The following is a 20,191-nucleotide window of genomic DNA, read 5'->3' as shown; positions in this document are numbered from 1 at the left end:
ATGCTCCAGTCGAATCAGGCCCTTAGGATTTCATCAGCTGCTCTCGATCTGTCGTAAGCGGCGGTTGTTCGAGCCATTGGCGTTCCACCATGATATCGTACGTATCTTTGGCGAACGCCATCACATCCGTGATGATTTTGGCGTAGTGAGAGCTGAGGTCGGCTCGCATCGTCACCGACAGGGCATGCGATATCAAAAGGATGTCTACCGAGTTCAATACGTTGATCATTGACATGATGAACTTGTCGGAGAAGGGGGAAACGGTGGATGCCGTGACTTCCATGCTGATGGGTACCGTTCCGAGCAGCTCCTCCTCCATCAGCAGACTGTTGAATAACTCGATTTGTTGTTCGCTGATTTTTTTGCCTCTGAGGATTATATTTTTCAATTTTTTATCTTCCATTACCTGTGCAAACCCGAGCGTGAGAATAACGGAAAAGTAGTTGCGCTCGATATTGAAGAATATTTCGGACAACTCTATGGCATTGAGAGGTCGTTTCAGTCCAATGATCCCGTCAATGAAGGAGGCTTTCTGGACGAACTCGATTTTATTCGGGTAGTTCATTTTCGGCGGGCGGTCATAAATGCCTTTTTCCAGCATCATTCGCACGGCTTTGCCGAACATCTCGGTAGACGTATGTATGCATTCAGTGAAGAAATCTAACACATCGAGACGAACGTTATTGGAAGCAGTAAACGCATAGTTAATCATTCCCAACCGATTCATCATGTAGATAAAACTCAGGGTAAATGTGTCGTGAAAAAGCGGAGGGGCAGTTAGATTCACATCGGCTTCTGAAAACCCTGCCGGTATCGGAAAATTTTCAGCAAGAAAAAATTTTTTGATCTTGTTTATGCGTTCTTGCGAGATCTTGAGCGCTTCTTCCGCCAACGGAACAATCTGCCCATCCTGAAGATGATGCAGTAAGTAGGTAAGGAAACATACCGCCATGCCTTCCTGGAAATAAACGCCCCAAAGTCCCCCGATTTCCGTACAGCTTAATTCGATATTGGTTGGCTTTACCTGAGGTTTCTGAAATGACATAGACTCCCTCCGCTGCACTTTGCTCTCTTCAAGATGTAGTATCTTGGTTGTTTCATTTCTTATTCACATACGGCTTTTGCACGGTAGTGAAGAATGAATGAATATCCCCCTTCATAAAAAGACACGATAATCTTGAAACCAACTGGTAAAATCAGGGTGATGATATGGATAACTTTAGAAATCAATTTCGCAACAGACGATACTTGGCGTACGTCAGCTTATTGGGAACGACGCAACTGCATAAGCGCAATCCCATTACAGTAGCCTGTTGGTCCATGGCTTTTCCGGGCTTTGGACATTTGCTCTTGAATAAATATTTGCGTGGATATGCGCTGGTTCTGTGGGAGTTCTTTATTAACCAGAAAATCCATTTGAATCTAGCTTTGATTTATACATTGAACGGTCAATTCCAGGCAGCCAGAGAGGTACTGGATCCCAGATTCATGTCGCTTTATATCCCTGTTTATTTATTTGCCATTTATGATAGTTATCGTTCGACCGTCGATATGAACAAGATTTATCTTCTGGCACAAAGGGAAGAAGGACGCTTTACGGTGTTTAACATCGGAGCGCTCGAGATCAATTACCTCGATAAACGCAAACCATGGATAGCGGTTGCATGGTCCATGGGAGTCCCCAGCATTGGCCAACTGTACCTGCACCGTATTATTTTGGCTGTCTTTATTCTTATCAGTACGATTGTCATCGTATGGCAATCCAATCTGATCCTGGCGGTGCACTATCTAATCCTGGGGGATGTGGCCGCCTCTTCATCGGTCCTCGATCAGCAATGGTTATTGTATTTTCCCTCTTATTATTTCTTTACCATTTATGATGCCTATACGAGCACCGTTGAAAATAACAAACTGTTTGATGAGGCTCAAAGACAATTCCTTGTAGAAAATTACCAGCCTGTGGGGCATCTCATCACCATAGGAGATCAATGACGATGCAAATATTTGCTACATTTGAGTATTCAACCTTTGTTGAAATAGCCATTACAGAGCTCGAGGAAAAGGGAATCTCATCCATTTACGCAGTACCGCTTGATTTGCGCAAAAAAGAACCGAGACTTCTTGACAGTATCCATCGGGCGGATGGGCTGTCATTTATCGATAAAGGCATGATTTTTGCCTTTATGTTTGCTACCATCGGTGCCAGCAAAGGGTTCGTGTGGCAAGGAGGGCCCATTATCTGGGGAGTTGTCGGTGCGATTCTAGGCTTTCTTATAGGAGTGTCCCTGAGCTGGTTCATTTACCTTTTGAAACGAAACAAAAAGCAGCTTCAACTGAAAAAAGGGAAGAAGGGAGAAGTCATCCTAATTGTTACGTGTGAGGACAGTCAGGCATCAGTTGTAGAAGATATACTCTGGGACCATAAAGCTCTAGGTCTGGCTAGAACTCGATAAGAGACCAGCCGGCCGCGCACGATCCTACAATTCTTCCTTCGCAGCATGATTAAACATCTCTTTCGAAATCCGGATGAATTCGGAAACAGCCACTGTTTCATGGGTATCTTTACGACGAATGAAAAGTGTTGGTGTTTTAGTGAATTTCTCCGAGATTTTATGGATCCGCAAGTTGTATTGAAGCGTAGCTCTTTCCACTACGGAAACGGGTAAAAGAGAGACCCCGAGGCCTGCCTGAACACATCCAATGATTCCGTCAATCGTTCCGAATTCCATAATCTTGGCAGGTATAATCCCTTCCCAATGCAACCAATCCTCAAGCTTTCTGCGGTAAGAGCAACCGGGTCTAAATACCAGCAAAACGAAATTTCGAATATCCTCCCATGTATCCATAGAGGGAAACCGTCCACTAGATACCAGCACAAGTTCCTCAGTCCCGACCTCTGTACTTTCCAAGTCAACGTTTTCAACGGGTGCGGCCACAAAAGCTCCATCCAATTCATACTTCAACACCAGATTGACGAGTTCATCCGTCGAGCCCGTTCGCAGCGACAAATCAACGTCCGGGAAGGCGCTGTGATACTCAGCCAGAATAGAAGGCAGCCGAATTGCCGCCGTGGTTTCCAGAGATCCAATTCGCAATGGCCCGCGTGGGATCGAGTGATCTGTCAAGACCCGTTCTGCCTCTTGTGCAAGAAAGAGAATTTTTTCCGCGTAGGATTTAAGCACTTCTCCGGAGGTTGTGAGGCGAACCCCCTGCCTCTGGCGATGAAACAGTTCTGTTTTCAGTTCGCTTTCGAGCTGCTGGATACGAATGCTGATGCTCGATTGTACGTATTCCAATTTTTCGGCTGCCCGAGTAATACTTCCTTCGCTTGCGACGGCCAAAAAAATCTGCAAGTCTCGGATGTCCATCGTGATCCCTCCGCCAACAGGTATTGTATTTTTTAATGCCAAGCATTGTTTTACTTCATTTTACTCAATATTTGAGTGAAGGTACAATGGAAGGAAACAAGGGGAGGATACGCAGGCTTCGCTACCCAACCGCATGAATTTTTCCATTGAACTATGGAATCAAAGGAGGGTCTAAAATGCTTGAGACTGCAGTAACAAACAAACTGAAAATTCGTTACCCCATTTTCCAGGCACCAATGGCAGGGGGGCCTACTACTCCTGAATTGGTAGCAGCCGTTTCTAATGCCGGGGGTTTAGGCAACCTGGGGGCAGGATACCTGGCACCGGAACAACTTCGCACGGCGATCCAAGAAATCCGAAAACAAACAGATCGGCCATTTGGAGTCAACTTGTTTGTACCGGAGGAACCTACGGAATCCGAAGAAACGATCACCCGCATGACAGACTTCCTCAATTTTTATCGGGAAGAACTGGGCATTCCCAAAAATCCATTGATTCAAACGTCTTCCGAGTCGTTTGAAGAACAGGTGCAAGTATTGCTGGACGAGAAAGTTCCTGTATGTAGTTTCACCTTTGGAATCCCCCCGCAAGACGTGATCCGGGCAATAAAGCAGAATGGAACAGTAGTTATCGGCACGGCAACAACAGTTGAAGAAGCGAAACGATGGGAAGCTGCCGGTGCAGACGCTGTTGTGGCACAAGGAAGTGAAGCTGGTGGACATCGAGGTACATTCCTTAAGAGCGTATCCCAATCTCTGATTGGCACCATGGCTCTTGTTCCGCAAGTTGCCGATCATGTGTCGATACCTGTCATCGCATCTGGAGGCATCATGGATGGGCGAGGGCTCGTGGCAAGCCTTGTATTGGGTGCATCTGCTGTACAAATGGGGACTGCCTTTCTCGCGTGCCCAGAAAGCGGAGCCCATGCAGCATACAAACAGAAGATCCTTTTGGAAACTGAGGACGCTACCGGAATTACATCCGCATACTCAGGGAAAGCCGCGAGGGGAATCCAAACTGCATTCATGAATGACATGGAGCATTATACCGGAGATATCCCCGGATATCCCATTCAGAATGCGATGACAAGGGACATACGTCATGCTGCTGCAAAGGCCAACAACCCTGAATACATGTCTCTTTGGGCAGGACAAGGCCTGAGGTTGGCTAGCGATCGCACAGCCGCCAAGATTGTGGAACAGACCATGAAACAAGCAAGAACAGAAGTGAAAAGGATTGCTCTTCATGGAATGAATGACGACTGATGCGGAGAAAGTACGTAATGCAACCAGAAGGTAACCAGATAGAAAAGAGAGTAAAGCCTATTTGAGAATGTTGGTGATTTTCCATGGAAAGTGCTCCGAAAGCGGCGCAGCGGATGAAGGTTTCCGGCTTTGGACTCATTCAGAAACGGGAAGCCAGTGCGTATTCAAAACAGCTTACCAGCGAAGATGATTTATTCAAGGTGTGGCACCTTGGCATCCCTGATATGGAATGTGGTGAGTGGGAGCTTCAACTCGACGGTCTGGTTGAGAAAACAACGAAGTTGAGCCTGAATGAGCTGAGAGAATTCCCGCAAACATCCGTTATGGCGTTTCATGAGTGCGCTGGTAATCCCCTAAACCCTAGAGTGCCACAAAGAAGAGTCGGCAACGTTGTGTGGACAGGGGTAAAACTAGGGGATCTATTGAGATTTCCTTCGTCGAGGTGTCTACAGACGGTGGAGAAACTTGGAAGGAAGCCAGCGTAGAGCCGCGCAGTAACATGGAGTGGCAGCGATTCAGCTATAGATGGTGTCCAAAATCAGTGGGGGAATATATGGTTTTGGCTCGAGCCTTTGACGTCAAAGGAAACAGTCAACCGCTACAGCAACGGCGCAACCAAGTGTCGCGAGTATTGATCTTTGTTCAGCAAAGCACAAAGCTTTGCATGGAAAAGTACGAACAACTTTCCTATTCTACAAATGAAGGAAAAGAAGGAGAATGAGTTATGCCATTACTGCGTTTTGACCTTATAAAAGGGCGCGACAAGGAAAGCCTGAAAAAACTGTTGGATGTGGCACATGCAGCTGTCGTAGAGGCCTTTGAGGTTCCCGAGCGGGATCGTTACCAAATTGTACACGAGCATCCAGCGGATCACCTGGTTATAGAGGATACGGGGTTAGGATTTAACCGTACCCATAATCTTGTCGTTCTGTCCATCATCAGTAAATCGCGGCCAAAGGAGAAAAAACAAAAGCTCTATGCCTTGCTCGCCGACAGACTAGAAACGGAATGTGGAATCGCACCCACTGATTTACTGGTATCCATCGTTGAAAACAGTGACGCTGATTGGAGTTTTGGTTTGGGTGAGGCGCAATTTTTAACCGGTAAGCTGTAGGGGTGGAGACTGTTTAGTAAAATGCGACGTAATAGAGTAAAAAGGGAATTAGGGTCAAAATAAAAAGAGCTATAAATATTTTGTTTCGCAGGATTTTTTTCATGAAACTCCGCCTTAGTGATTCAAGATGCCTTATTCAAATCTATCATCTTCATACCAATCAATACCTCGATTGATTGCTGCTTGATCGGTTGGGTCATCAAAATAACTCTCAAACCATTCCAAGCGTGCAGAACCCACCAAAATCTGTACGATCCGGGGTCAGTAATCGTTCGATTAGATATTAAGGAGGAGAAAGGCTTAATCAGCGCCTCTCGTCAAGAAAATAATTATAGGGAATATGACGAACAGGTTATCGAATCCATTCATTCCATCCAACTTTATTTGAAATTAGGACTGACAACGGATCAAATTAGAGAAGTAATATTCTATAAAGACCAAAGTAAAGGGATAGACTGAGCAGTGGCATTAAACTGATGTGTTGATAGTCAATGAGCCGTCTGCAACTTTGCTATTCGATTTTCTTATGAAACTCCTTTCAAGACTGCGATGAATCTAAACCGACTACTGTTTTCTAAGTTCAAAAATGACCGGAATTCCATTAAGCAAGATAAGGAATTCCGGTCTATTGCTTTGTTATCACTTAACGATAGACACCAGAGCGAAGCCAACGAGACGCCCTGAAAGCCCGCCGAAGCCAAAAGCTGTCCAGGAAAAAGGGAAAAAGAGAAGATATTACGGATGCCGGCGAACTTGTGGCAAGGCTCAAGTGCCATGCCGGTAAGTGTTGAAGCCGCCTTCAACAATTCGTCACAGCAGATAGCCCCTTTGAGCCATATGGACATTTCCGCAAGTCTGATAGGATAAATTCTGTGGAAAAGCTACGGAACCGAAGTGGATGGTGATGGACATGAAACGATACCTGGCCATGCTGTGGCTCTGCTTGTTCCTCGTGCTCGGCGCGGCGGGACAGTCCGTGCAGGCCCACGCCGGGTTGATGGGTAGCAGCCCCAAAGACGGCGAAGTGCTGCCGGCAAGTCCGGGGCAAATTTCCATGCGCTTCACCGAGACGCTGGAGCCCGACCTGGTGTCGGTTCGCCTGTTTAACAACGAAGGCGATGAGATCCAGTTGGAACGACCCACGCTGCAGCCCGGAGATGCTTCCCAGGTGAACGCCCGGCTTCCGGATTTGCGGGAAGGCACATACGTGGCGATTGTCTCTGTCGTTTCCGAGGACGGACATCCGGTTGAAGAACGCGTGACCTTCTCGATCGGGCATAAGAGCGCGACCGTGGTGGACCCGACGCAAAAACAGCCCGACAACACGTACTTGATCGTGTACCGATATCTGACGCAAGGCATATTTTTGCTGGGCGGGGGCTTGTACTTGCTCGCCTGGAGAGCACAGCGCCACGGATTGCCTGCGTTTTCCGAGCTGCTTGGTATCATGAGGCCGATCGGCTGGGGCCTCGCCCTCGTAGGCTTGGTGTTCCTCTGGTTTCTGTACGACGAGTCGCTTGCGGCCGTGTCTTTGACCGACATGCTTTGGGAAGGCAGCTGGCAAGTGCTGGCGCAGTCTCCGTTCGCGGTCATGCTGCTCGTGTCGCTCGTCCTGTTGATCCTGCTGGCGATTCCGAACATGATCGAGGGCTGGTACGTCGCGATTTGGCTTACGTTGCTCGGGACGCAGGCATTTGGCGGTCATGCGTGGGGAATTACCCCGGTGTGGCTGGCCATCGGGCTCAGGATCCTGCATGTGCTCACCGTCTCCATCTGGATGGGAGCCCTGGCATATTTGCTGCTCGTGTACAGACGCACGGAATGGAAAAATGAGCAGTTTAAAGCGTTCTTCCTGAGGACAGTGGCAATTGCGGCTTCACTGGCCGTGCTTACCGGGGTCGCCATGCTGCTTGTGCAGACGGATGCTGTCAGCGTTTTGAGCAGCGCTCTCACCTGGAGCTACCTGCTGTACGCCAAAATAGCAGCGGTCTGCGGGATGCTGATCGTCGCCTGGCGCCAAACACGTCGCTGGAGAAAGCAAAACACGCTGCAACCCGCCTTGCTGCGCTGGGAGCTTCTCCTGGGCGTCGTGGCAATCCTGGCGGGGCTGTGGATGAGCCAGACCTCGTATCCGACGGAAATACAGCAATCGATACAATCAGTAGGGGGTTTTTTACGATGAAGGTTGGCAAATGGATGAGCAGTGTACTGATGGCAGGGGCGATTCTGACGCTTGCCTCTGCAGCACAGGCTCACGTAAACGTCTATCCGAAAGAATCGACGACGGGAGCCTACGAGAAATACACGGTCCGTGTTCCTGTGGAGAAAGACGTGAAAACAACCAAGGTCAAACTGGAGTTTCCGGCCGAGGTAAAAGTCAGTACGGTACAGCCGATCCCAGGCTGGTCCTACGAGTTTGAGAAAGACAAGGATGGACGCAATACCGCGCTGGTCTGGACAGCAACCAACGGAGGCATTGGCCCGCACGAATTCGCGGAATTCGCCTTTGTCGGCGCCAACCCGAAAGAGCCGGGGGCTTTGTCCTGGAAAGCGTATCAGACCTATGCGGACGGAGAAGTGGTGGAGTGGACCGGAGCAGCCGATTCCCAGACGCCTGCCTCCGTAACCACGATCAAAGCCGGTGCCAGCGGCGACGCAGGTCACGATCACGGGCAAGCGGCAGCACCGGCAGAGGAAACCGCCAGCTCGACGGGAGGAAGCAACACCGTGCCGCTGGTTTTGTCCGGTTTGGCTCTGCTGATCTCGATCGTGAGCCTGTTCCGCAAAAAAGCCTAATCAAGAACCAGACGCGCAGACGGGAGCTCTGCGCGTTTTTTCGTGAGCGGAGAAGTCGGGCACTTTCGTCAAGGAAAACAATTTCTCTAGCCAGGATTTTCAAAATCTATATAATATAGCTAATGACTCTTGGAGGTGTATACTCATGCCAAAATTTTTAACGGCTGCATTCCACACACGACAGAAAGACAAATCGAGCGGCAGGAAGACACGCTCGCTTTTGTGCCGGTAGGTAGTCGGGGAAAAGCCGGTCCGGCAAACCGAATGCCGGCAATAAAAGGGAACGTGTCCGTCTGCCGGGAAAAGGCGGATCGAAGTTCCTATGAAAATGAATGCGAAAAATGTGTATCTGATCATGAGATTTCTGTCGGCGTTGGCCGATTCGACGATGTTTACGACTTATGCCGTTTTTTATATTGCGGCTTTGGGGCTGTCCCCTTTGGAGCTGCTGGTGGTAGGCACGGTGCTGGAGCTCACGGTGGTCCTGTTTGAAGGGATTACCGGGGTCGTGGCCGACACGTACAGCAGGCGCCTGTCCATCATCGTGGGGATGTTCGTCCTCGGCTTCGGTTTTGCGCTTCAAGGCGTGATGGGGGCCTTGCAAGTGGCGGTACCCCTGCTCCCCATGTTCGGGTGGGTCCTTCTCGCGCAGGTGTTTTTTGGGCTCGGGCACACGTTCGTCAGCGGTGCAGATACGGCGTGGATCGCGGATGAGGCGGGGGAAGAGTCTCTGGGCAGCCTGTTTATGCAAGCGAAGCGTGTTTCCCTGGTGGCTACGTTGACAGGCATCGTCCTGAGTGTAGGGTTGTCCACGCTAGGCCCGCAGCTTCCTTACCTCATCGGCGGGTTGATCTACCTTGGGCTGGGGACATTTCTGACAGTTTTCATGAAGGAAACAAGGTTTGTACCCCGCAAGCGGGAAAGGGGTGCGTCGCAATGGCGGGAGATGAAGGAGACATGGCTGTCAGGAGCGCAAGTGGTTCGCTCCCAGCCGATCCTTTTGCTGATCCTGCTCGTGACGCTGCTGAGCGGGGCCGCTTCGGAAGGGTATGACCGGCTGCGGGAAGCCCATTTGATTACGGATGTCGGATTTCCGCAAGCGGTTCCCTTTTCGATGGCTGTCTGGTTCGGGGGCATTGCGGCATTGACCGCTTTTCTCGGCATCTTCGCCGTCCGCTTCACCGAGAAGAGACTGGACGTAAACAACGAGCGGCTCGTCATGGCGGGGATGTTCATCCTCACGAGCCTGCGGGTCGCTGCGGTGTTGACCTTCGCTTTGTCCCCGAACTTTTGGTGGGCACTGGCGTCCCTGCTCCTGGTCGGGGTGATCGAAGCCGTCAGCAGCCCGCTGTACGATACGTGGTTGAACATGAACATCCCGAGCGGCGTGCGGGCTACGGTTCTTTCCATGCTGAGCCAATCCAATGCGCTGGGGCAGACGGCGGGAGGCCCGATCGTGGGCTGGATCGGGAATCGGCTGTCCATTCGGGCCTCTCTGACCGTAGCGGCCGTATTGCTGCTCCCGATCGCCGGTGTGTTCGGCAGGGCATTGCGAAAACGGTAAAACCTTGTGGCAGATATGAAGAAAGGCATGTGCTCTTTTTGGGCCATGCCTTTTTTGTATTGATAGGAATGCAACCGCGGCTCCGCCAAAAGGCATGACGTAGCCAGGTTCTCTCATTCCCATTTCCATGCGAACAAACTTGCGAACATATGTTCCGAGTGATAAGATATTCGTACAGACGAAATGGCGGTGACTACTGATGATTCGAGAACTTAGCAAATATTGGGAGCGTCAGCAGGTCTTCGAGATGATCTACTTGGGCAAAAACGGCGAGACCAGCAGGCGCATCGTCCGGATCCTCGAGCTAGACGCTGCGGGCCAGCGGTTCAAGGCCTACTGTTACGCACGCAAAGCCTGCCGGGTGTTCGCCGTTGAAAATGTACTGGCAGTAGCGCCGGTGCGCAAGCGGACGGCAGGCTAGGCGACTGCTCTTCCCCAGAAATGACAGTCGCTTCCATCCCGGATCTGTAGCACATGGTATACTGGGAAGGACAGGCGCAATAGAGGGGGAGGAATTTATGGAAACGATCATCGTCGTTGCATTCGTGTTCATCATACTGCTGGTGATTCTGGCTTCGAACGCCAAAAGGGGCGGCCGCGGCCGGTCGAACTCCTCGTCTTCCGACAGCAGTCCGATCTATTACGCGGACAGCGATCATCGCCGCGACGATTCGGACGGTTGGGGGCATGGTCACGGACACGGACACGGGCATGGCCACAGCCACAGCCATAGCCACAGCGATGGCGGTTATGACGGCGGCGGCTCTGACGGCGGAGGTGGAGACGGCGGCGGAGGCGGGGGAGACTGACCCTGTTGCATCGTCCCCGTTTCATGGTACAATATCTGGGAAATCACATACCAAACCTGAATGGATCGGTTTGAAAAGGAGAGATGTAATATGGCAAGCACAAAATGGGTAGAGATTGTCGCAATCGGGGTCACAGGAATCCTCCTTTCAAGCGAACACTGATACCGTTCATGATTTGGGGATTCGACTGTGACTGGTTTTGGCTGGAGAACAGCCAGGGAACATAACCATTTGCAGGGGGAATCCGTTCGTGAATCAAAGCACACAACAAACATTGCAAAATTTGGGCTGGAATGAGACTTTTGCCCATCATTTCGCCCCATATGCCGAACAGGGATTTAGCGTGGGACGCATCACGCTGGAACATAAAAGGATGTACCGCCTTCTGAGCGAGCATGGCGAGCTCTTGGGCGAAGTGACGGGTAAGCTGCGCTACGAAGCGACGGGCCGTGAGGATTATCCGGCCGTCGGGGACTGGGTCGTAATCAGTCCGCGCGCAGCGGAAAAGAAGGCGACGATCCATGCGCTGCTGCCGCGCAAGAGCAAGTTTTCCCGCAAGGCAGCTGGTGAGACAGTAGAAGAACAGATCGTGGCAGCCAATGTCGATACCGTCTTTTTGGTCAATGCCTTGAACAACGACTTCAACATTCGCAGGATGGAGCGCTATTTGATCCTCGCGTGGGAGAGCGGCGCTTCCCCTGTCATCGTGCTGAGCAAGGCCGATTTGTGCGACGATTTGGCAACCAGGCTGCGTGAAGTCGAATCGGTAGCCATCGGAGTGCCCGTGCACGTCGTCAGCGCCGAGCGCGATGAAGGGCTGGAGCAGCTTGCGCCGTATTTGGGAGCAGGTCAGACGGTGGCACTCATGGGCTCCTCCGGGGTAGGAAAGTCCACGCTGATCAACAAGCTGAGCGGCATGGACATGCAGCGAGTGAGCGAAGTGCGCGAAGGGGATGATCGCGGGCGGCACACGACGACGCACCGGGAGCTGTTTCTTTTGCCGAGCGGCGCCTTGATGATCGACACGCCCGGCATGCGGGAGCTGCAGCTGTGGGAAGCAGACGAAGGGTTCCGCGGGGCATTCGACGATATCGAGTCGATCGCGCAGTCATGCCGGTTCAATGATTGCCAGCATATGCGGGAGCCGGGATGCGCCGTGCGCGAAGCGATTGCCGACGGAACGCTGGAACAGGCCCGCTTTGACAGCTATCTCAAGCTGCAGCGAGAGCTTGCCCATCTGGCGCGCAAGGAAGACGCGAAGCTGCAGGCAGCCGAGAAGGATAAATGGAAAAAAATCAACATGCAAATGCGGCAGCGAAAGCCGAAGCGATAAAGGAAGGCCCTCGACTGGATCGGGGGCTTTTTCCTGTTTTTTCGGACGCTGGAAGGTTCCCTGGCTTTCAAAAATTTACGCTTGCCCCGTGGCCGCCAGATATGATAGATTGGTCAATATCCAAAAAGCATAACGCAGGCTCGTATAATTTTGGGAATAAGGCCCAACAGTTTCTACCGGGTGACCGTAAATCGCCTGACTACGAGTGAGAGAGCGCCTGCGTACCTTTTGTTTGCCTCGGGAAAGAGCGCAAGCAGACAGGTTCGTTTGCGTGTTTGCGCGGGTGAGACTCGTGCGCTGGCCTCGGGAAAATCAAGCCCAGAGGGACAGATTTCACTTGGAGTTGGTAGTTTCGTTCATGCCAGCCCGAAGATCTGTTCTCTCTGGGCTTCCTTTGTTTTCCAAAAGGCAACAGCACCGCCTGTACAAGCTTTATCGTTTCTGTTTTCAAGCGCCAAAAGGCTGCTTCATACATGGAGGGGGAAGCTAGATGAGAGAACTGCAAGAGCGCATCGTCCGAGACGGCAAGGTATTGTCGGAAACCGTACTGAAAGTGGACGCCTTTTTGAATCACCAGGTGGATCCGCAGTTGACGATGAAGATCGGGGAGCGTTTTGCCGAGCTGTTTCGCGACCAGAACGTGACCAAGGTCGTCACGATCGAAGCGAGCGGCATCCACTTTGCGATGGCGACCGCCTTTGCGCTTGGCGTGCCGTTCATTTACGCCAAGAAGAAAAAAGCGGTCACGTTGACGGAGGAAGTGTATGCGGCACCCGTTCACTCCTTTACCCGGCAGGAAACCTACCAGATCAGCGTGTCCAAGCAATATTTGCATGCGGACGACCGCGTGCTGATCGTCGACGATTTCCTGGCGACAGGAGCGGCTTTGGTCGGTCTCACCCAGATCATGAAGGATGCGGGAGCGCACCTCGTCGGCATCGGAGCCGTCATCGAGAAGAGCTTCCAGGAAGGCCGCGGGCTGCTGGAAAAAGAAGGCGTGCGCATCGAGTCATTGGCCCGCATCAAGTCCATGTCTCCGAGCGGAATCGAGTTCATGGAGCCTGCAGCGATCCGCGCGTAACGAAATCAGCGATCATCCGTTTCGCAGTCGCTCATTTACGATCAGGCGTTGACAGAGGTTTTCATCATACCGGAAAAGAGGAGAGAGATTAACGCTTATGCTATCCAAACAAAAAGTCGTTACACTGGGCTTGCAGCACGTTCTGGCCATGTATGCGGGTGCAGTCGTAGTGCCGTTGATCATCGGGGGTGCGCTGCATCTTACCCCGATGCAAATCGCTTATCTGATCGCTGCCGACTTGTTCACTTCCGGCATCGCCACGCTTTTGCAAGTTCTCGGCACGCGCTACACAGGGATTCGCCTCCCGGTCGTGCTCGGCTGTACGTTTACGGCGGTCGGCCCGATCATCGCCATCGCCTCGTCCACCAACCTCGCGACAGCGTACGGGGCCATCATCCTGTCCGGGATCTTCGTCGTGCTGGCGGCTCCGCTCTTCGGCAAGCTGCTGCGCTTTTTCCCGACGGTCGTTCAAGGTTCGGTCGTTACGATCATCGGTCTCTCTCTTATTCCAGTCGCTATGAACAATGCGGCCGGCGGTCAAGGGATGCCTGACTTCGGTCAGCCGCACAACCTGCTTCTCGCATTGGGAACTCTCGTTATCATTTTGCTTATCAATCGCTTTTTTACCGGATTCGTTCGCGCTATTTCTGTCCTCATCGGTTTGTTTGCCGGTACCGTCGTCGCTTACTTCATGGGGATGGTCAGCTTCGCCAATGTGGCTACTGCCTCCTGGTTCAGCGTTGTCGAGCCGTTTTACTTCGGCGCTCCCCAGTTCAGCATCGTCGCCGTCCTGACGATGATTCTGGTAAACATCATCAGCATGGCCGAGTCGACAGGGGTTTACTTTGCCCTCGGGAAAGTGACGAACAAAGAGGTCAGCAAAGAGGACGTCGTCAAAGGCTTGCGCGGCGAAGGGGTCGCGATCGTGCTGGGCGGCTTGTTCAATGCCTTCCCGTATACGGCGTTCTCGCAAAACGTCGGCCTGGTCAGCCTGACAGGCATCAAATCCCGCGATGTCATGATCGGAGCAGGCGGCATTCTGGTTGTCCTCGGCCTTTTGCCAAAGCTTGCTTCTCTGACTACCGTCATCCCGAATGCGGTGTTGGGCGGTGCGATGATTGCGATGTTCGGCATGGTAGTGGCTTCCGGCATCAACATCCTTTCGCACGTCGATCTTCGCCAAAACGAAAACCTGTTGATCGCTGCCTGCAGTATCGCGGTAGGATTGGGCTCCGCCGCAGTTCCAAGCATGTTCGACCAACTGCCGACGCTGGCGAAGATGCTGCTGCAAAACGGGATCGTGACCGGTTCCCTGACCGCTGTCATCCTGAATATCGTGCTGGTGCACACCAATAAAAAGATGGTGCAGCCGGTGCCGAGCAGCGCTGTGCAGGAAGCGTCCTGAGGTAAAGTGATTGCGCAAAGCCGTCTGGCTCTCGTTTGGGAGCTGGGCGGCTTTTTTTGTACAGACAGGGATTTGTAAAATTCCACCGCGGCTTCGCCAAAAGGCATGGCGGAGCCAGGTTTTCTAATTGTGCAAAAAAAGGCGGCCTGTACGTGTTGCAGGTGTCCAACGTTTTCGGCCAAGTCCGACATACGATGGCTATGTGGAGGAATCCAAAGAAAGGAAGGGATCCCATGGCTACCTTTCGGGAAGCGTTGCGGGCCAAGCAGCAGTTGGTCAAAAAGTGGAAGAGCATGCCGGGAGTCGTCGGCATCGGTGTGGGATACAAGAATCGACGAAACAAAAAAGACGGCGCCTGTGTCGTCATGTATACGGCGGATGCGAGCGCGACCGTGGCGAAGCAGTGTCCGGGCAGCGTGGCGGTCAAGAAGAGCAAGGCAGCCGGGCACGTCTCTGTCCCGGTGAGGACGGTTGTCTCCGGGCGGTGCTGTTGTCATCCAGTCGCTCGTCCTGCAGCGGGAGGAGGGACCTTTCGCCGGAGGATTCGCCCTGTCATAGCGGGGTACAGCGTCGGTTATCCGCGGGTGTCCGGGACAGCAGGCCTCATTGTAGCACAGGCAGCACGGCGAGCGCGGCGTTTTTTGCTGAGCAACAACCATGTGCTGAATCGCAACAATTCCAGCGACTACACGGAGACGATCCAGCCTGGCGGGGCGGACGGCGGGCGCTCCGGCATCAGTCGAATCGGACGGCTGTACCGGTATATCCGCTTGCGAAAAAATGCGGCGAACTACATGGATGCGGCCCTCTCGATCCCGACCTCGAACAGGCTTCTCGCCCCCAGGTATGCGACTGTGGGCACCGTCCGGGGGCATGTCCGCGGGTATGCGGTAGGGGCACGCTTCAAGAAAGTGGGGCGGACGAGCGGGCGAGTGAGCGGGGTCGTGGAATCGATTCATACGGATATCAATGTAGATTATGGCGGTCTCGGAGGACTGGGCACCATTCGATTCCGCAACCAGACGGTCGTGCGGGGGCAGACGGCCGTATCGTTGCCAGGTGACTCTGGCTCCGTATGGCTGACGTCGGCCAATTACGCCGCCGCTGTGAATTTCGCGGGCTCCGCTGACGGCAGGCTGTCGATCGCGTTTCCTGTCCACTGGGCGATGCAGGCGTTTGGCATCCGCGTAGCCCGTGCGAATGGCGGTCTTGGGCGGGTAGCAAGCATGGCAGGCTCCAAGCGGCTCGGATATACGCGGCCATTGTCGGCCGCTCAGCTGCGCCGGATCGTAATAAAAAGCGCTGCCGTGAGGAAACGGTCCGCACGGAAGAGGAAAAAAACGTAGAGGAACAAGAAGCAAGACCTATTCGTCAAGGAATAGGTCTTTTGCTTCTACAGCGGCTTTGCCAAAAGACATGGCGTCGTGTTTTTCTAAATCTGTCGAATCACCCGAGCGTTCAGACAGTTACGAATTCGGAAAAAAGATCATATGGTCTTTTTCCTGCCGGTAATAGGCGAGGCGGTCTTCCAGCGTGCCGGTGTGCAGCTCGAACTTGTGGCCGTCGGGATCCGTGAAGTAGATGGAGCGCTTGTCGCGGACGTCGCGTTCCCTGCCCGGCAGAATGTGGACATCGTGCTTGCGCAGGTGGGTGAGCCAGGCGTCAAACTCGTCCTCCCCGATGGAAAAAGCCAAATGTGTGTACGAGTGCCGGATCTCCTCACGGGGAATGTCCCGCTCTTCGTTCAAGGCCAGCCAATAACCGCTCAGGTCGAAATAAGCGAGCGTTCTCCCGCGCACCAGCGGTTTTGCTCCCAGGACGTCCCGATAGAAATGAAACGACTTGTCCAGATCGGACACTGAATACAGCAGATGATTGATGCCGGATGGCTTCAGCATCATGAACCCTCCTCGCGCAGCCCCTATCGTGGCCCAGTTGTATGGAATACGCCCATTGTAAGCGAGATGGGGAGGTATTTCCAGCGAGACAGGTTTCCCCATACAAAAAAGCAGGCAAATCCGTAACGGTTCGCCTGCCGGTATGTCTTTCCCCTACTTGGAAGCTTGCTGTTGCTGCTGTTGTTGCTGCATCTGCATGGCGGACTGCACCTGCGACACCATAGTTTGGGCCTGGGCGATTTCCTGGGAAGCCTGTTTGAGCGCTTCCTCCGCTAATTGGGGATTGGCGGCCGACTGCTGGATGGCTTGGCTGATCATCGTCTTGGCGAGCTCCGTGGAAACTTCGGCCTTTTTCAGGGAATCCGTGTTGATTTGACTAGGCATTCGCGTTGCTTCCTCCTTGAATGGAATATAACAGACCACCGTATTACTTTGTCCGCTTTCCTCCTCGGATATGTATGCGGGACGATCGCCCAACCCCTTATGCTTGGCGCTGCATACCCATGGTAAGAGGGAGGGATGCCGGATGAAAAAGACATGGGTGCAGACGGTGAGGAGGGCGGAGCAAGCGTTTTGGACGATCGTGTTCTCCGCGGAAAAGCAAGTCGGCAACAGGGGCGTCATACTGCCTCCTCGCTTTCAATCGCTGGCAAGCATTCGCCGTTTTCTTGCGCGAAACATGTCTCCTTGTCTTGCCAAACGGGTGATCGGCAACCTGGATTTGCGCCGCATCCACGGCAAGCTGGCAGTGCCTGTAGGCAATGGAATCGGGGCGCCGCCCATCGTCAAATCGCAAGTACTGTCCCGGTGCGGACCGAATGTCACATTGGCTGTATGGTTTGCATTCGACCCGAGCGATCGTTTTTTTCGCGTCTATCAGCTGCGGAGAAAAACGAACGGGAAGTGGATCGTGGTTGGGCGGCATCCGCTGGACTATCCGTTCAGCCTGCCTGGGCGGGAGAGGACCCCGCTTCGGGGTTGCTGCAGACGTTGTGGGTAAAAAATTGTAAAAATATCCCTGCTATTGCGTTACAATGGAAGGGACTGGTGGGCCATAGGGAAAATCTGATCGTCTGAAAAACTGCTGGAGCCCATCAGCATCGTATTCCAGCAGTTTTTTGCTACATAGGAAAGCAGAGGAGAGGAAGAGTTGGAGAACGGATGGGTAGAGAAACAAGCGGCAAGCTCCACCTGGAAATCGAGGCTGAAACGGGGGAAATCGATTGTTTGGTGGGTGCTTGTCATTCTGTTTTGCTATGCGCTTTACATGATTGTAGCCAATATTGCCGTTCACAAGCTGGGGATGAGAGAGGAGCTGATCCGCTTTGGCGAGACCTTGGTTGAAACGCACTACACCGGGCTCAAGGCAGACAAATCCGGTAAGGAGTTTCAACTCACACCTTGGCTGACGCAAAAGGCGACACTGACATTGTACAAGCAATCGGGGAGTGGGATCTCGTCGTCGGGACGGTCGAGCTGACAAAGCCCTTGCTGGGGGAGCTGCGCTACGAGCTCCACTATGAGCCCACGGATTTGCACGATCGCCAGGGTACGTTCAAGTTCGTGCTGGCACCCGACCTGCTGGGGAGGTCTCCTTTCCCCCATAAAGAAGAACAGGATGGCGTATGGGACCAGCTCAGGCATATCGAGGACGGATACGTCGCGGAGATGTCCTTTGCCACCATGACAGCGCAGAAACCGGAGGCGTTGGTGGCGCTGTTGAAAAAATACGACGTCCACGTTGTGCAGATGCCTGTGTACGCGGGCGAGCTGAAAACGTTCAAGACTTCCGCTGCATCTAGCGGCGATCTCACCTGGGTGCCCCATCTGAGCTTGCGTCCGGCGGTGTTTTACGAAGAAGACCGGGTCACCTCCATGCAAATCTACATGGACGACGAAGAGTCGGCGAAAATGGCTGCCAGCGGGATCATCGCGGATCTGGAATGGCTGCAAAGCCGCAAGACCAATCCATTTGTGAGGGAAGATGCACCGCGGCTGGACTACCTCAAACAGAACGGCGTCAAGGTTTACGGGGCCGTCGTGACCGGTCCGGTGAGAGAGCTGGAAAAACTGCGCAACGAGCCGTTGTTCCACGATTTTGATTTGGGACGAATCGAGGTGTGGAATTGGTAGCAGCCTGCCGGGGGAAACTATTCTTCCCGGAGGTGAGCGGCGATGAAGAGGCGGCAAAAGGCAATGCTGATCCTGACTGTATTGCTCGTCTGGAACCTGGCTGTATCCAACCAATCGTGGGCAGCGGAGAAAAAGGAGCCGCTTCGACAGGAGCGGCTCGAGCGGCTGGAGCGGGCTGCCGGCTTTATCCTGCGTCAGCAGGATGAGCACGGAGCCATCGTGGAATCCGGCTACATCAATACAGATTCCAACATGCTGTACGCCATGATGGGCCTGATCAGCGCCTATGATCTGACCAGGAACCCTGCGTACCTTCGTGCGGTGGAGCGGGGGATGCGTTGGCTCATGCGGGTACAGACTCCTGAGGGAGATTGGCACCTGTCTTACAAGCGGGCGGGAGAGGGGTATGTCCCGGCGGTACCTGGCAGCTACAGGCAGTTCAGCGCGATACGCGGAATCGATACGACGATGGCGCTGTTCATTTACGTAGCGCGGGAGGTAGACAGACGTACGGACAAGCCCGAGCTGCGGCAGCAGCTGCGTGGGGCGGCCAAGCGCGCGTACCGGTTTTTGGTTCGGTACAATCTGGATCCGGCGGACGGACTTTACTGGAGCTCGTATCAGCTGGCAAAGGAGAGCCGTGCCCGTTCGATCCGCGATTATGGGCTGTACAAGGTGAAATATGCGGCGGACAATGCGGAGACCTACGCGGGTTTGGTGGCAGCGGCAGCGCTGTTTCCCGAATCGCCTGCAGAAAGACAAGCGGAGAAGCTGAAAAGCAGCTTCGCGGGTTTTTTTGACCCGGACAGAAGGCTGTATGCCGTCATGCTCGACGGCAAGGGCAAGCAATCTCTTCGGCCCTCCTATGCAAGATGGTTCGCCAACGGATGGTCGGCCTGTCTCATTCCCGATACGCCGATGTTTTCGTTGGCCTTGCGCGAGATGTCCGGGAAGATCAATAAGGAGGGAGCGTTTCCGCAGTGGGAAGGTGCGTACACGCTGTCCACCCTGTCTTATTTGCTGGGCTTGCAGGCGCATTCTCTCACAGATGCGGGCAAGGAGGCGGCAGAGCGGCATTTGTTTGCGATGCAGCAAGACAATGGGGGGGTGGCGGATTCGTCTGAGTCCACCAGCACCTATGTAAATGTCGCCGGGATGTTCATCCTGTACCTGGCAAGGGAAATGCAGAGGTGAGCCGAGCTGCGAAAGGAAAATTCGGTCTTGATTTTGGGCACATACGTCGTTATAATAGATAAGTGTTAACGGGTTATTGCAAATTTTGTCGAATGTGCCCTTAGCTCAGCTGGATAGAGCGTTTGACTACGAATCAAAAGGTCGGGAGTTCGAATCTCTCAGGGCACGCCATTTCATCCCTGCAAGCATGCCGAAGATTCATTGTGGAGAATCGGTTGCTCATCGGGATCG

The 20,191-nt window shown here is 53.1% G+C and carries 23 protein-coding genes, 1 tRNA gene and 1 riboswitch; of the genes, 20 read left to right on the top strand and 4 right to left on the bottom strand.

Features of this window, described 5'->3' with window-relative positions; genetic code table 11:
* Window positions 1-22 precede the first annotated feature (22 nt).
* Complete coding sequence (locus RGB73_RS22965) at window positions 23-1,063, bottom strand: DUF3231 family protein (protein ID WP_310765057.1); 1,041 nt, start codon at window positions 1,061-1,063, stop codon at window positions 23-25.
* A 146-nt stretch (window positions 1,064-1,209) separates the two neighbouring features.
* Here RGB73_RS22965 and RGB73_RS22960 point away from each other — a divergent pair, with 146 nt between their 5' ends.
* Together RGB73_RS22960 and RGB73_RS22955 are read left to right on the top strand one after the other, a co-directional pair.
* A complete protein-coding gene (locus tag RGB73_RS22960; RefSeq protein ID WP_310765055.1) occupies window positions 1,210-1,992 on the top strand; it encodes a hypothetical protein in 783 nt (260 codons plus the stop codon).
* A 2-nt stretch (window positions 1,993-1,994) separates the two neighbouring features.
* Complete coding sequence (locus RGB73_RS22955; RefSeq protein ID WP_310765054.1) at window positions 1,995-2,453, top strand: hypothetical protein; 459 nt, start codon at window positions 1,995-1,997, stop codon at window positions 2,451-2,453.
* Window positions 2,454-2,477: 24 nt separating this feature from the next.
* Here the strand turns inward: RGB73_RS22955 and RGB73_RS22950 are convergent, their stop codons facing one another.
* Window positions 2,478-3,368 (bottom strand): LysR family transcriptional regulator, encoded by an 891-nt coding sequence (locus RGB73_RS22950; RefSeq protein ID WP_310765052.1) that lies wholly within the window; start codon window positions 3,366-3,368, stop codon window positions 2,478-2,480.
* Window positions 3,369-3,544: 176 nt separating this feature from the next.
* Between RGB73_RS22950 and RGB73_RS22945 the strand changes: the two genes are divergently transcribed.
* The 13 genes from RGB73_RS22945 to RGB73_RS22890 all read left to right on the top strand — a co-directional run bounded on the left by RGB73_RS22945 (window position 3,545) and on the right by RGB73_RS22890 (window position 16,081).
* A complete protein-coding gene (locus RGB73_RS22945) occupies window positions 3,545-4,633 on the top strand; it encodes an NAD(P)H-dependent flavin oxidoreductase (RefSeq protein ID WP_310765050.1) in 1,089 nt (362 codons plus the stop codon).
* Between the two features lie 83 nt (window positions 4,634-4,716).
* Window positions 4,717-5,118, top strand: a complete 402-nt coding sequence (locus tag RGB73_RS30655) for a molybdopterin-dependent oxidoreductase (protein WP_396136127.1) — start codon at window positions 4,717-4,719, stop codon at window positions 5,116-5,118.
* Window positions 5,119-5,357: 239 nt separating this feature from the next.
* Complete coding sequence (locus tag RGB73_RS22940; protein WP_310765048.1) at window positions 5,358-5,747, top strand: tautomerase family protein; 390 nt, start codon at window positions 5,358-5,360, stop codon at window positions 5,745-5,747.
* A gap of 117 nt (window positions 5,748-5,864) precedes the next feature.
* The gene (locus tag RGB73_RS22935) at window positions 5,865-6,206 is read left to right on the top strand and encodes a MerR family transcriptional regulator (RefSeq protein ID WP_310765046.1); all 342 of its coding nucleotides are present in this window, start codon (window positions 5,865-5,867) and stop codon (window positions 6,204-6,206) included.
* A 451-nt stretch (window positions 6,207-6,657) separates the two neighbouring features.
* A complete protein-coding gene (locus RGB73_RS22930; RefSeq protein ID WP_310765044.1) occupies window positions 6,658-7,929 on the top strand; it encodes a copper resistance CopC/CopD family protein in 1,272 nt (423 codons plus the stop codon).
* A complete protein-coding gene (locus RGB73_RS22925; protein ID WP_310765041.1) occupies window positions 7,926-8,543 on the top strand; it encodes a YcnI family copper-binding membrane protein in 618 nt (205 codons plus the stop codon). The genes RGB73_RS22930 and RGB73_RS22925 overlap by 4 nt, the downstream gene beginning before the upstream one ends.
* Window positions 8,544-8,898: 355 nt before the next feature.
* Entirely contained in the window at window positions 8,899-10,107 is a 1,209-nt protein-coding gene (locus tag RGB73_RS22920) for an MFS transporter (RefSeq protein ID WP_310765039.1), read from the top strand.
* 199 nt (window positions 10,108-10,306) lie between these two features.
* Entirely contained in the window at window positions 10,307-10,528 is a 222-nt protein-coding gene (locus RGB73_RS22915; protein WP_310765037.1) for a WYL domain-containing protein, read from the top strand.
* A gap of 124 nt (window positions 10,529-10,652) precedes the next feature.
* Window positions 10,653-10,916, top strand: coding sequence for a hypothetical protein (locus RGB73_RS22910; RefSeq protein WP_310765035.1), 264 nt, complete (start codon window positions 10,653-10,655; stop codon window positions 10,914-10,916).
* A gap of 250 nt (window positions 10,917-11,166) precedes the next feature.
* Window positions 11,167-12,249, top strand: coding sequence for a ribosome small subunit-dependent GTPase A (gene rsgA / locus RGB73_RS22905; RefSeq protein WP_310765032.1), 1,083 nt, complete (start codon window positions 11,167-11,169; stop codon window positions 12,247-12,249).
* 120 nt (window positions 12,250-12,369) lie between these two features.
* Window positions 12,370-12,471: riboswitch (purine riboswitch) on the top strand.
* Between the two features lie 268 nt (window positions 12,472-12,739).
* On the top strand, window positions 12,740-13,330 hold the full coding sequence (locus tag RGB73_RS22900; RefSeq protein ID WP_310765030.1) for a xanthine phosphoribosyltransferase: 591 nt from the start codon (window positions 12,740-12,742) through the stop codon (window positions 13,328-13,330).
* 97 nt (window positions 13,331-13,427) lie between these two features.
* Window positions 13,428-14,735 carry a nucleobase:cation symporter-2 family protein gene (locus tag RGB73_RS22895; RefSeq protein ID WP_310765028.1) on the top strand — a complete coding sequence of 436 codons (1,308 nt, stop codon included), beginning with the start codon at window positions 13,428-13,430 and terminating at the stop codon, window positions 14,733-14,735.
* 233 nt (window positions 14,736-14,968) lie between these two features.
* Complete coding sequence (locus RGB73_RS22890; RefSeq protein WP_310765026.1) at window positions 14,969-16,081, top strand: chymotrypsin family serine protease; 1,113 nt, start codon at window positions 14,969-14,971, stop codon at window positions 16,079-16,081.
* A 120-nt stretch (window positions 16,082-16,201) separates the two neighbouring features.
* Here the strand turns inward: RGB73_RS22890 and fosB are convergent, their stop codons facing one another.
* Both fosB and RGB73_RS22880 read right to left on the bottom strand, forming a co-directional pair.
* The gene (gene fosB, locus RGB73_RS22885) at window positions 16,202-16,633 is read right to left on the bottom strand and encodes a metallothiol transferase FosB (protein ID WP_396136232.1); all 432 of its coding nucleotides are present in this window, start codon (window positions 16,631-16,633) and stop codon (window positions 16,202-16,204) included.
* Window positions 16,634-16,786: 153 nt separating this feature from the next.
* Complete coding sequence (locus tag RGB73_RS22880) at window positions 16,787-17,017, bottom strand: hypothetical protein (RefSeq protein ID WP_310765024.1); 231 nt, start codon at window positions 17,015-17,017, stop codon at window positions 16,787-16,789.
* 142 nt (window positions 17,018-17,159) lie between these two features.
* On the opposite strand from RGB73_RS22880, the gene RGB73_RS22875 reads away from it, so the two are divergent.
* The 5 genes from RGB73_RS22875 to RGB73_RS22855 all read left to right on the top strand — a co-directional run bounded on the left by RGB73_RS22875 (window position 17,160) and on the right by RGB73_RS22855 (window position 20,131).
* A complete protein-coding gene (locus RGB73_RS22875; RefSeq protein WP_310765022.1) occupies window positions 17,160-17,633 on the top strand; it encodes a hypothetical protein in 474 nt (157 codons plus the stop codon).
* Between the two features lie 150 nt (window positions 17,634-17,783).
* Window positions 17,784-18,113 carry a hypothetical protein gene (locus RGB73_RS22870; RefSeq protein ID WP_310765021.1) on the top strand — a complete coding sequence of 110 codons (330 nt, stop codon included), beginning with the start codon at window positions 17,784-17,786 and terminating at the stop codon, window positions 18,111-18,113.
* Complete coding sequence (locus RGB73_RS22865) at window positions 18,035-18,766, top strand: anti sigma factor C-terminal domain-containing protein (protein ID WP_310765019.1); 732 nt, start codon at window positions 18,035-18,037, stop codon at window positions 18,764-18,766. The genes RGB73_RS22870 and RGB73_RS22865 overlap by 79 nt, the downstream gene beginning before the upstream one ends.
* A 42-nt stretch (window positions 18,767-18,808) precedes the next feature.
* Entirely contained in the window at window positions 18,809-19,960 is a 1,152-nt protein-coding gene (locus tag RGB73_RS22860; protein ID WP_310765018.1) for a glucosidase family protein, read from the top strand.
* Between the two features lie 94 nt (window positions 19,961-20,054).
* A tRNA-Arg gene (locus tag RGB73_RS22855) sits at window positions 20,055-20,131 on the top strand.
* Window positions 20,132-20,191 lie beyond the last annotated feature (60 nt).

It is taken from the genome of Brevibacillus brevis, assembly GCF_031583145.1.
Taxonomy (GTDB): Bacteria; Bacillota; Bacilli; order Brevibacillales; family Brevibacillaceae; genus Brevibacillus; species Brevibacillus brevis_E.
The sequence above is the reverse complement of the archived record's forward strand: the minus strand, read 5'-3'. Positions and strand labels throughout refer to the sequence as shown.

Bases quoted from the DNA above. Each gene is read 5' to 3' on its own strand.
- RGB73_RS22940 (WP_310765048.1), top strand. From the start codon at position 5,358: ATGCCATTACTGCGTTTTGACCTTATAAAAGGGCGCGACAAGGAAAGC.
- RGB73_RS22880 (WP_310765024.1), bottom strand. From the start codon at position 17,017: ATGCCTAGTCAAATCAACACGGATTCCCTGAAAAAGGCCGAAGTTTCC.
- RGB73_RS22925 (WP_310765041.1), top strand. From the start codon at position 7,926: ATGAAGGTTGGCAAATGGATGAGCAGTGTACTGATGGCAGGGGCGATT.
- RGB73_RS22955 (WP_310765054.1), top strand. From the start codon at position 1,995: ATGCAAATATTTGCTACATTTGAGTATTCAACCTTTGTTGAAATAGCC.
- RGB73_RS30655 (WP_396136127.1), top strand. From the start codon at position 4,717: ATGGAAAGTGCTCCGAAAGCGGCGCAGCGGATGAAGGTTTCCGGCTTT.
- RGB73_RS22875 (WP_310765022.1), top strand. From the start codon at position 17,160: ATGAAAAAGACATGGGTGCAGACGGTGAGGAGGGCGGAGCAAGCGTTT.
- RGB73_RS22945 (WP_310765050.1), top strand. From the start codon at position 3,545: ATGCTTGAGACTGCAGTAACAAACAAACTGAAAATTCGTTACCCCATT.
- RGB73_RS22920 (WP_310765039.1), top strand. From the start codon at position 8,899: ATGAGATTTCTGTCGGCGTTGGCCGATTCGACGATGTTTACGACTTAT.
- RGB73_RS22930 (WP_310765044.1), top strand. From the start codon at position 6,658: ATGAAACGATACCTGGCCATGCTGTGGCTCTGCTTGTTCCTCGTGCTC.
- RGB73_RS22950 (WP_310765052.1), bottom strand. From the start codon at position 3,368: ATGGACATCCGAGACTTGCAGATTTTTTTGGCCGTCGCAAGCGAAGGA.
- fosB (WP_396136232.1), bottom strand. From the start codon at position 16,633: ATGCTGAAGCCATCCGGCATCAATCATCTGCTGTATTCAGTGTCCGAT.
- RGB73_RS22860 (WP_310765018.1), top strand. From the start codon at position 18,809: ATGAAGAGGCGGCAAAAGGCAATGCTGATCCTGACTGTATTGCTCGTC.
- RGB73_RS22960 (WP_310765055.1), top strand. From the start codon at position 1,210: ATGGATAACTTTAGAAATCAATTTCGCAACAGACGATACTTGGCGTAC.
- RGB73_RS22890 (WP_310765026.1), top strand. From the start codon at position 14,969: ATGGCTACCTTTCGGGAAGCGTTGCGGGCCAAGCAGCAGTTGGTCAAA.
- RGB73_RS22915 (WP_310765037.1), top strand. From the start codon at position 10,307: ATGATTCGAGAACTTAGCAAATATTGGGAGCGTCAGCAGGTCTTCGAG.
- RGB73_RS22900 (WP_310765030.1), top strand. From the start codon at position 12,740: ATGAGAGAACTGCAAGAGCGCATCGTCCGAGACGGCAAGGTATTGTCG.
- RGB73_RS22895 (WP_310765028.1), top strand. From the start codon at position 13,428: ATGCTATCCAAACAAAAAGTCGTTACACTGGGCTTGCAGCACGTTCTG.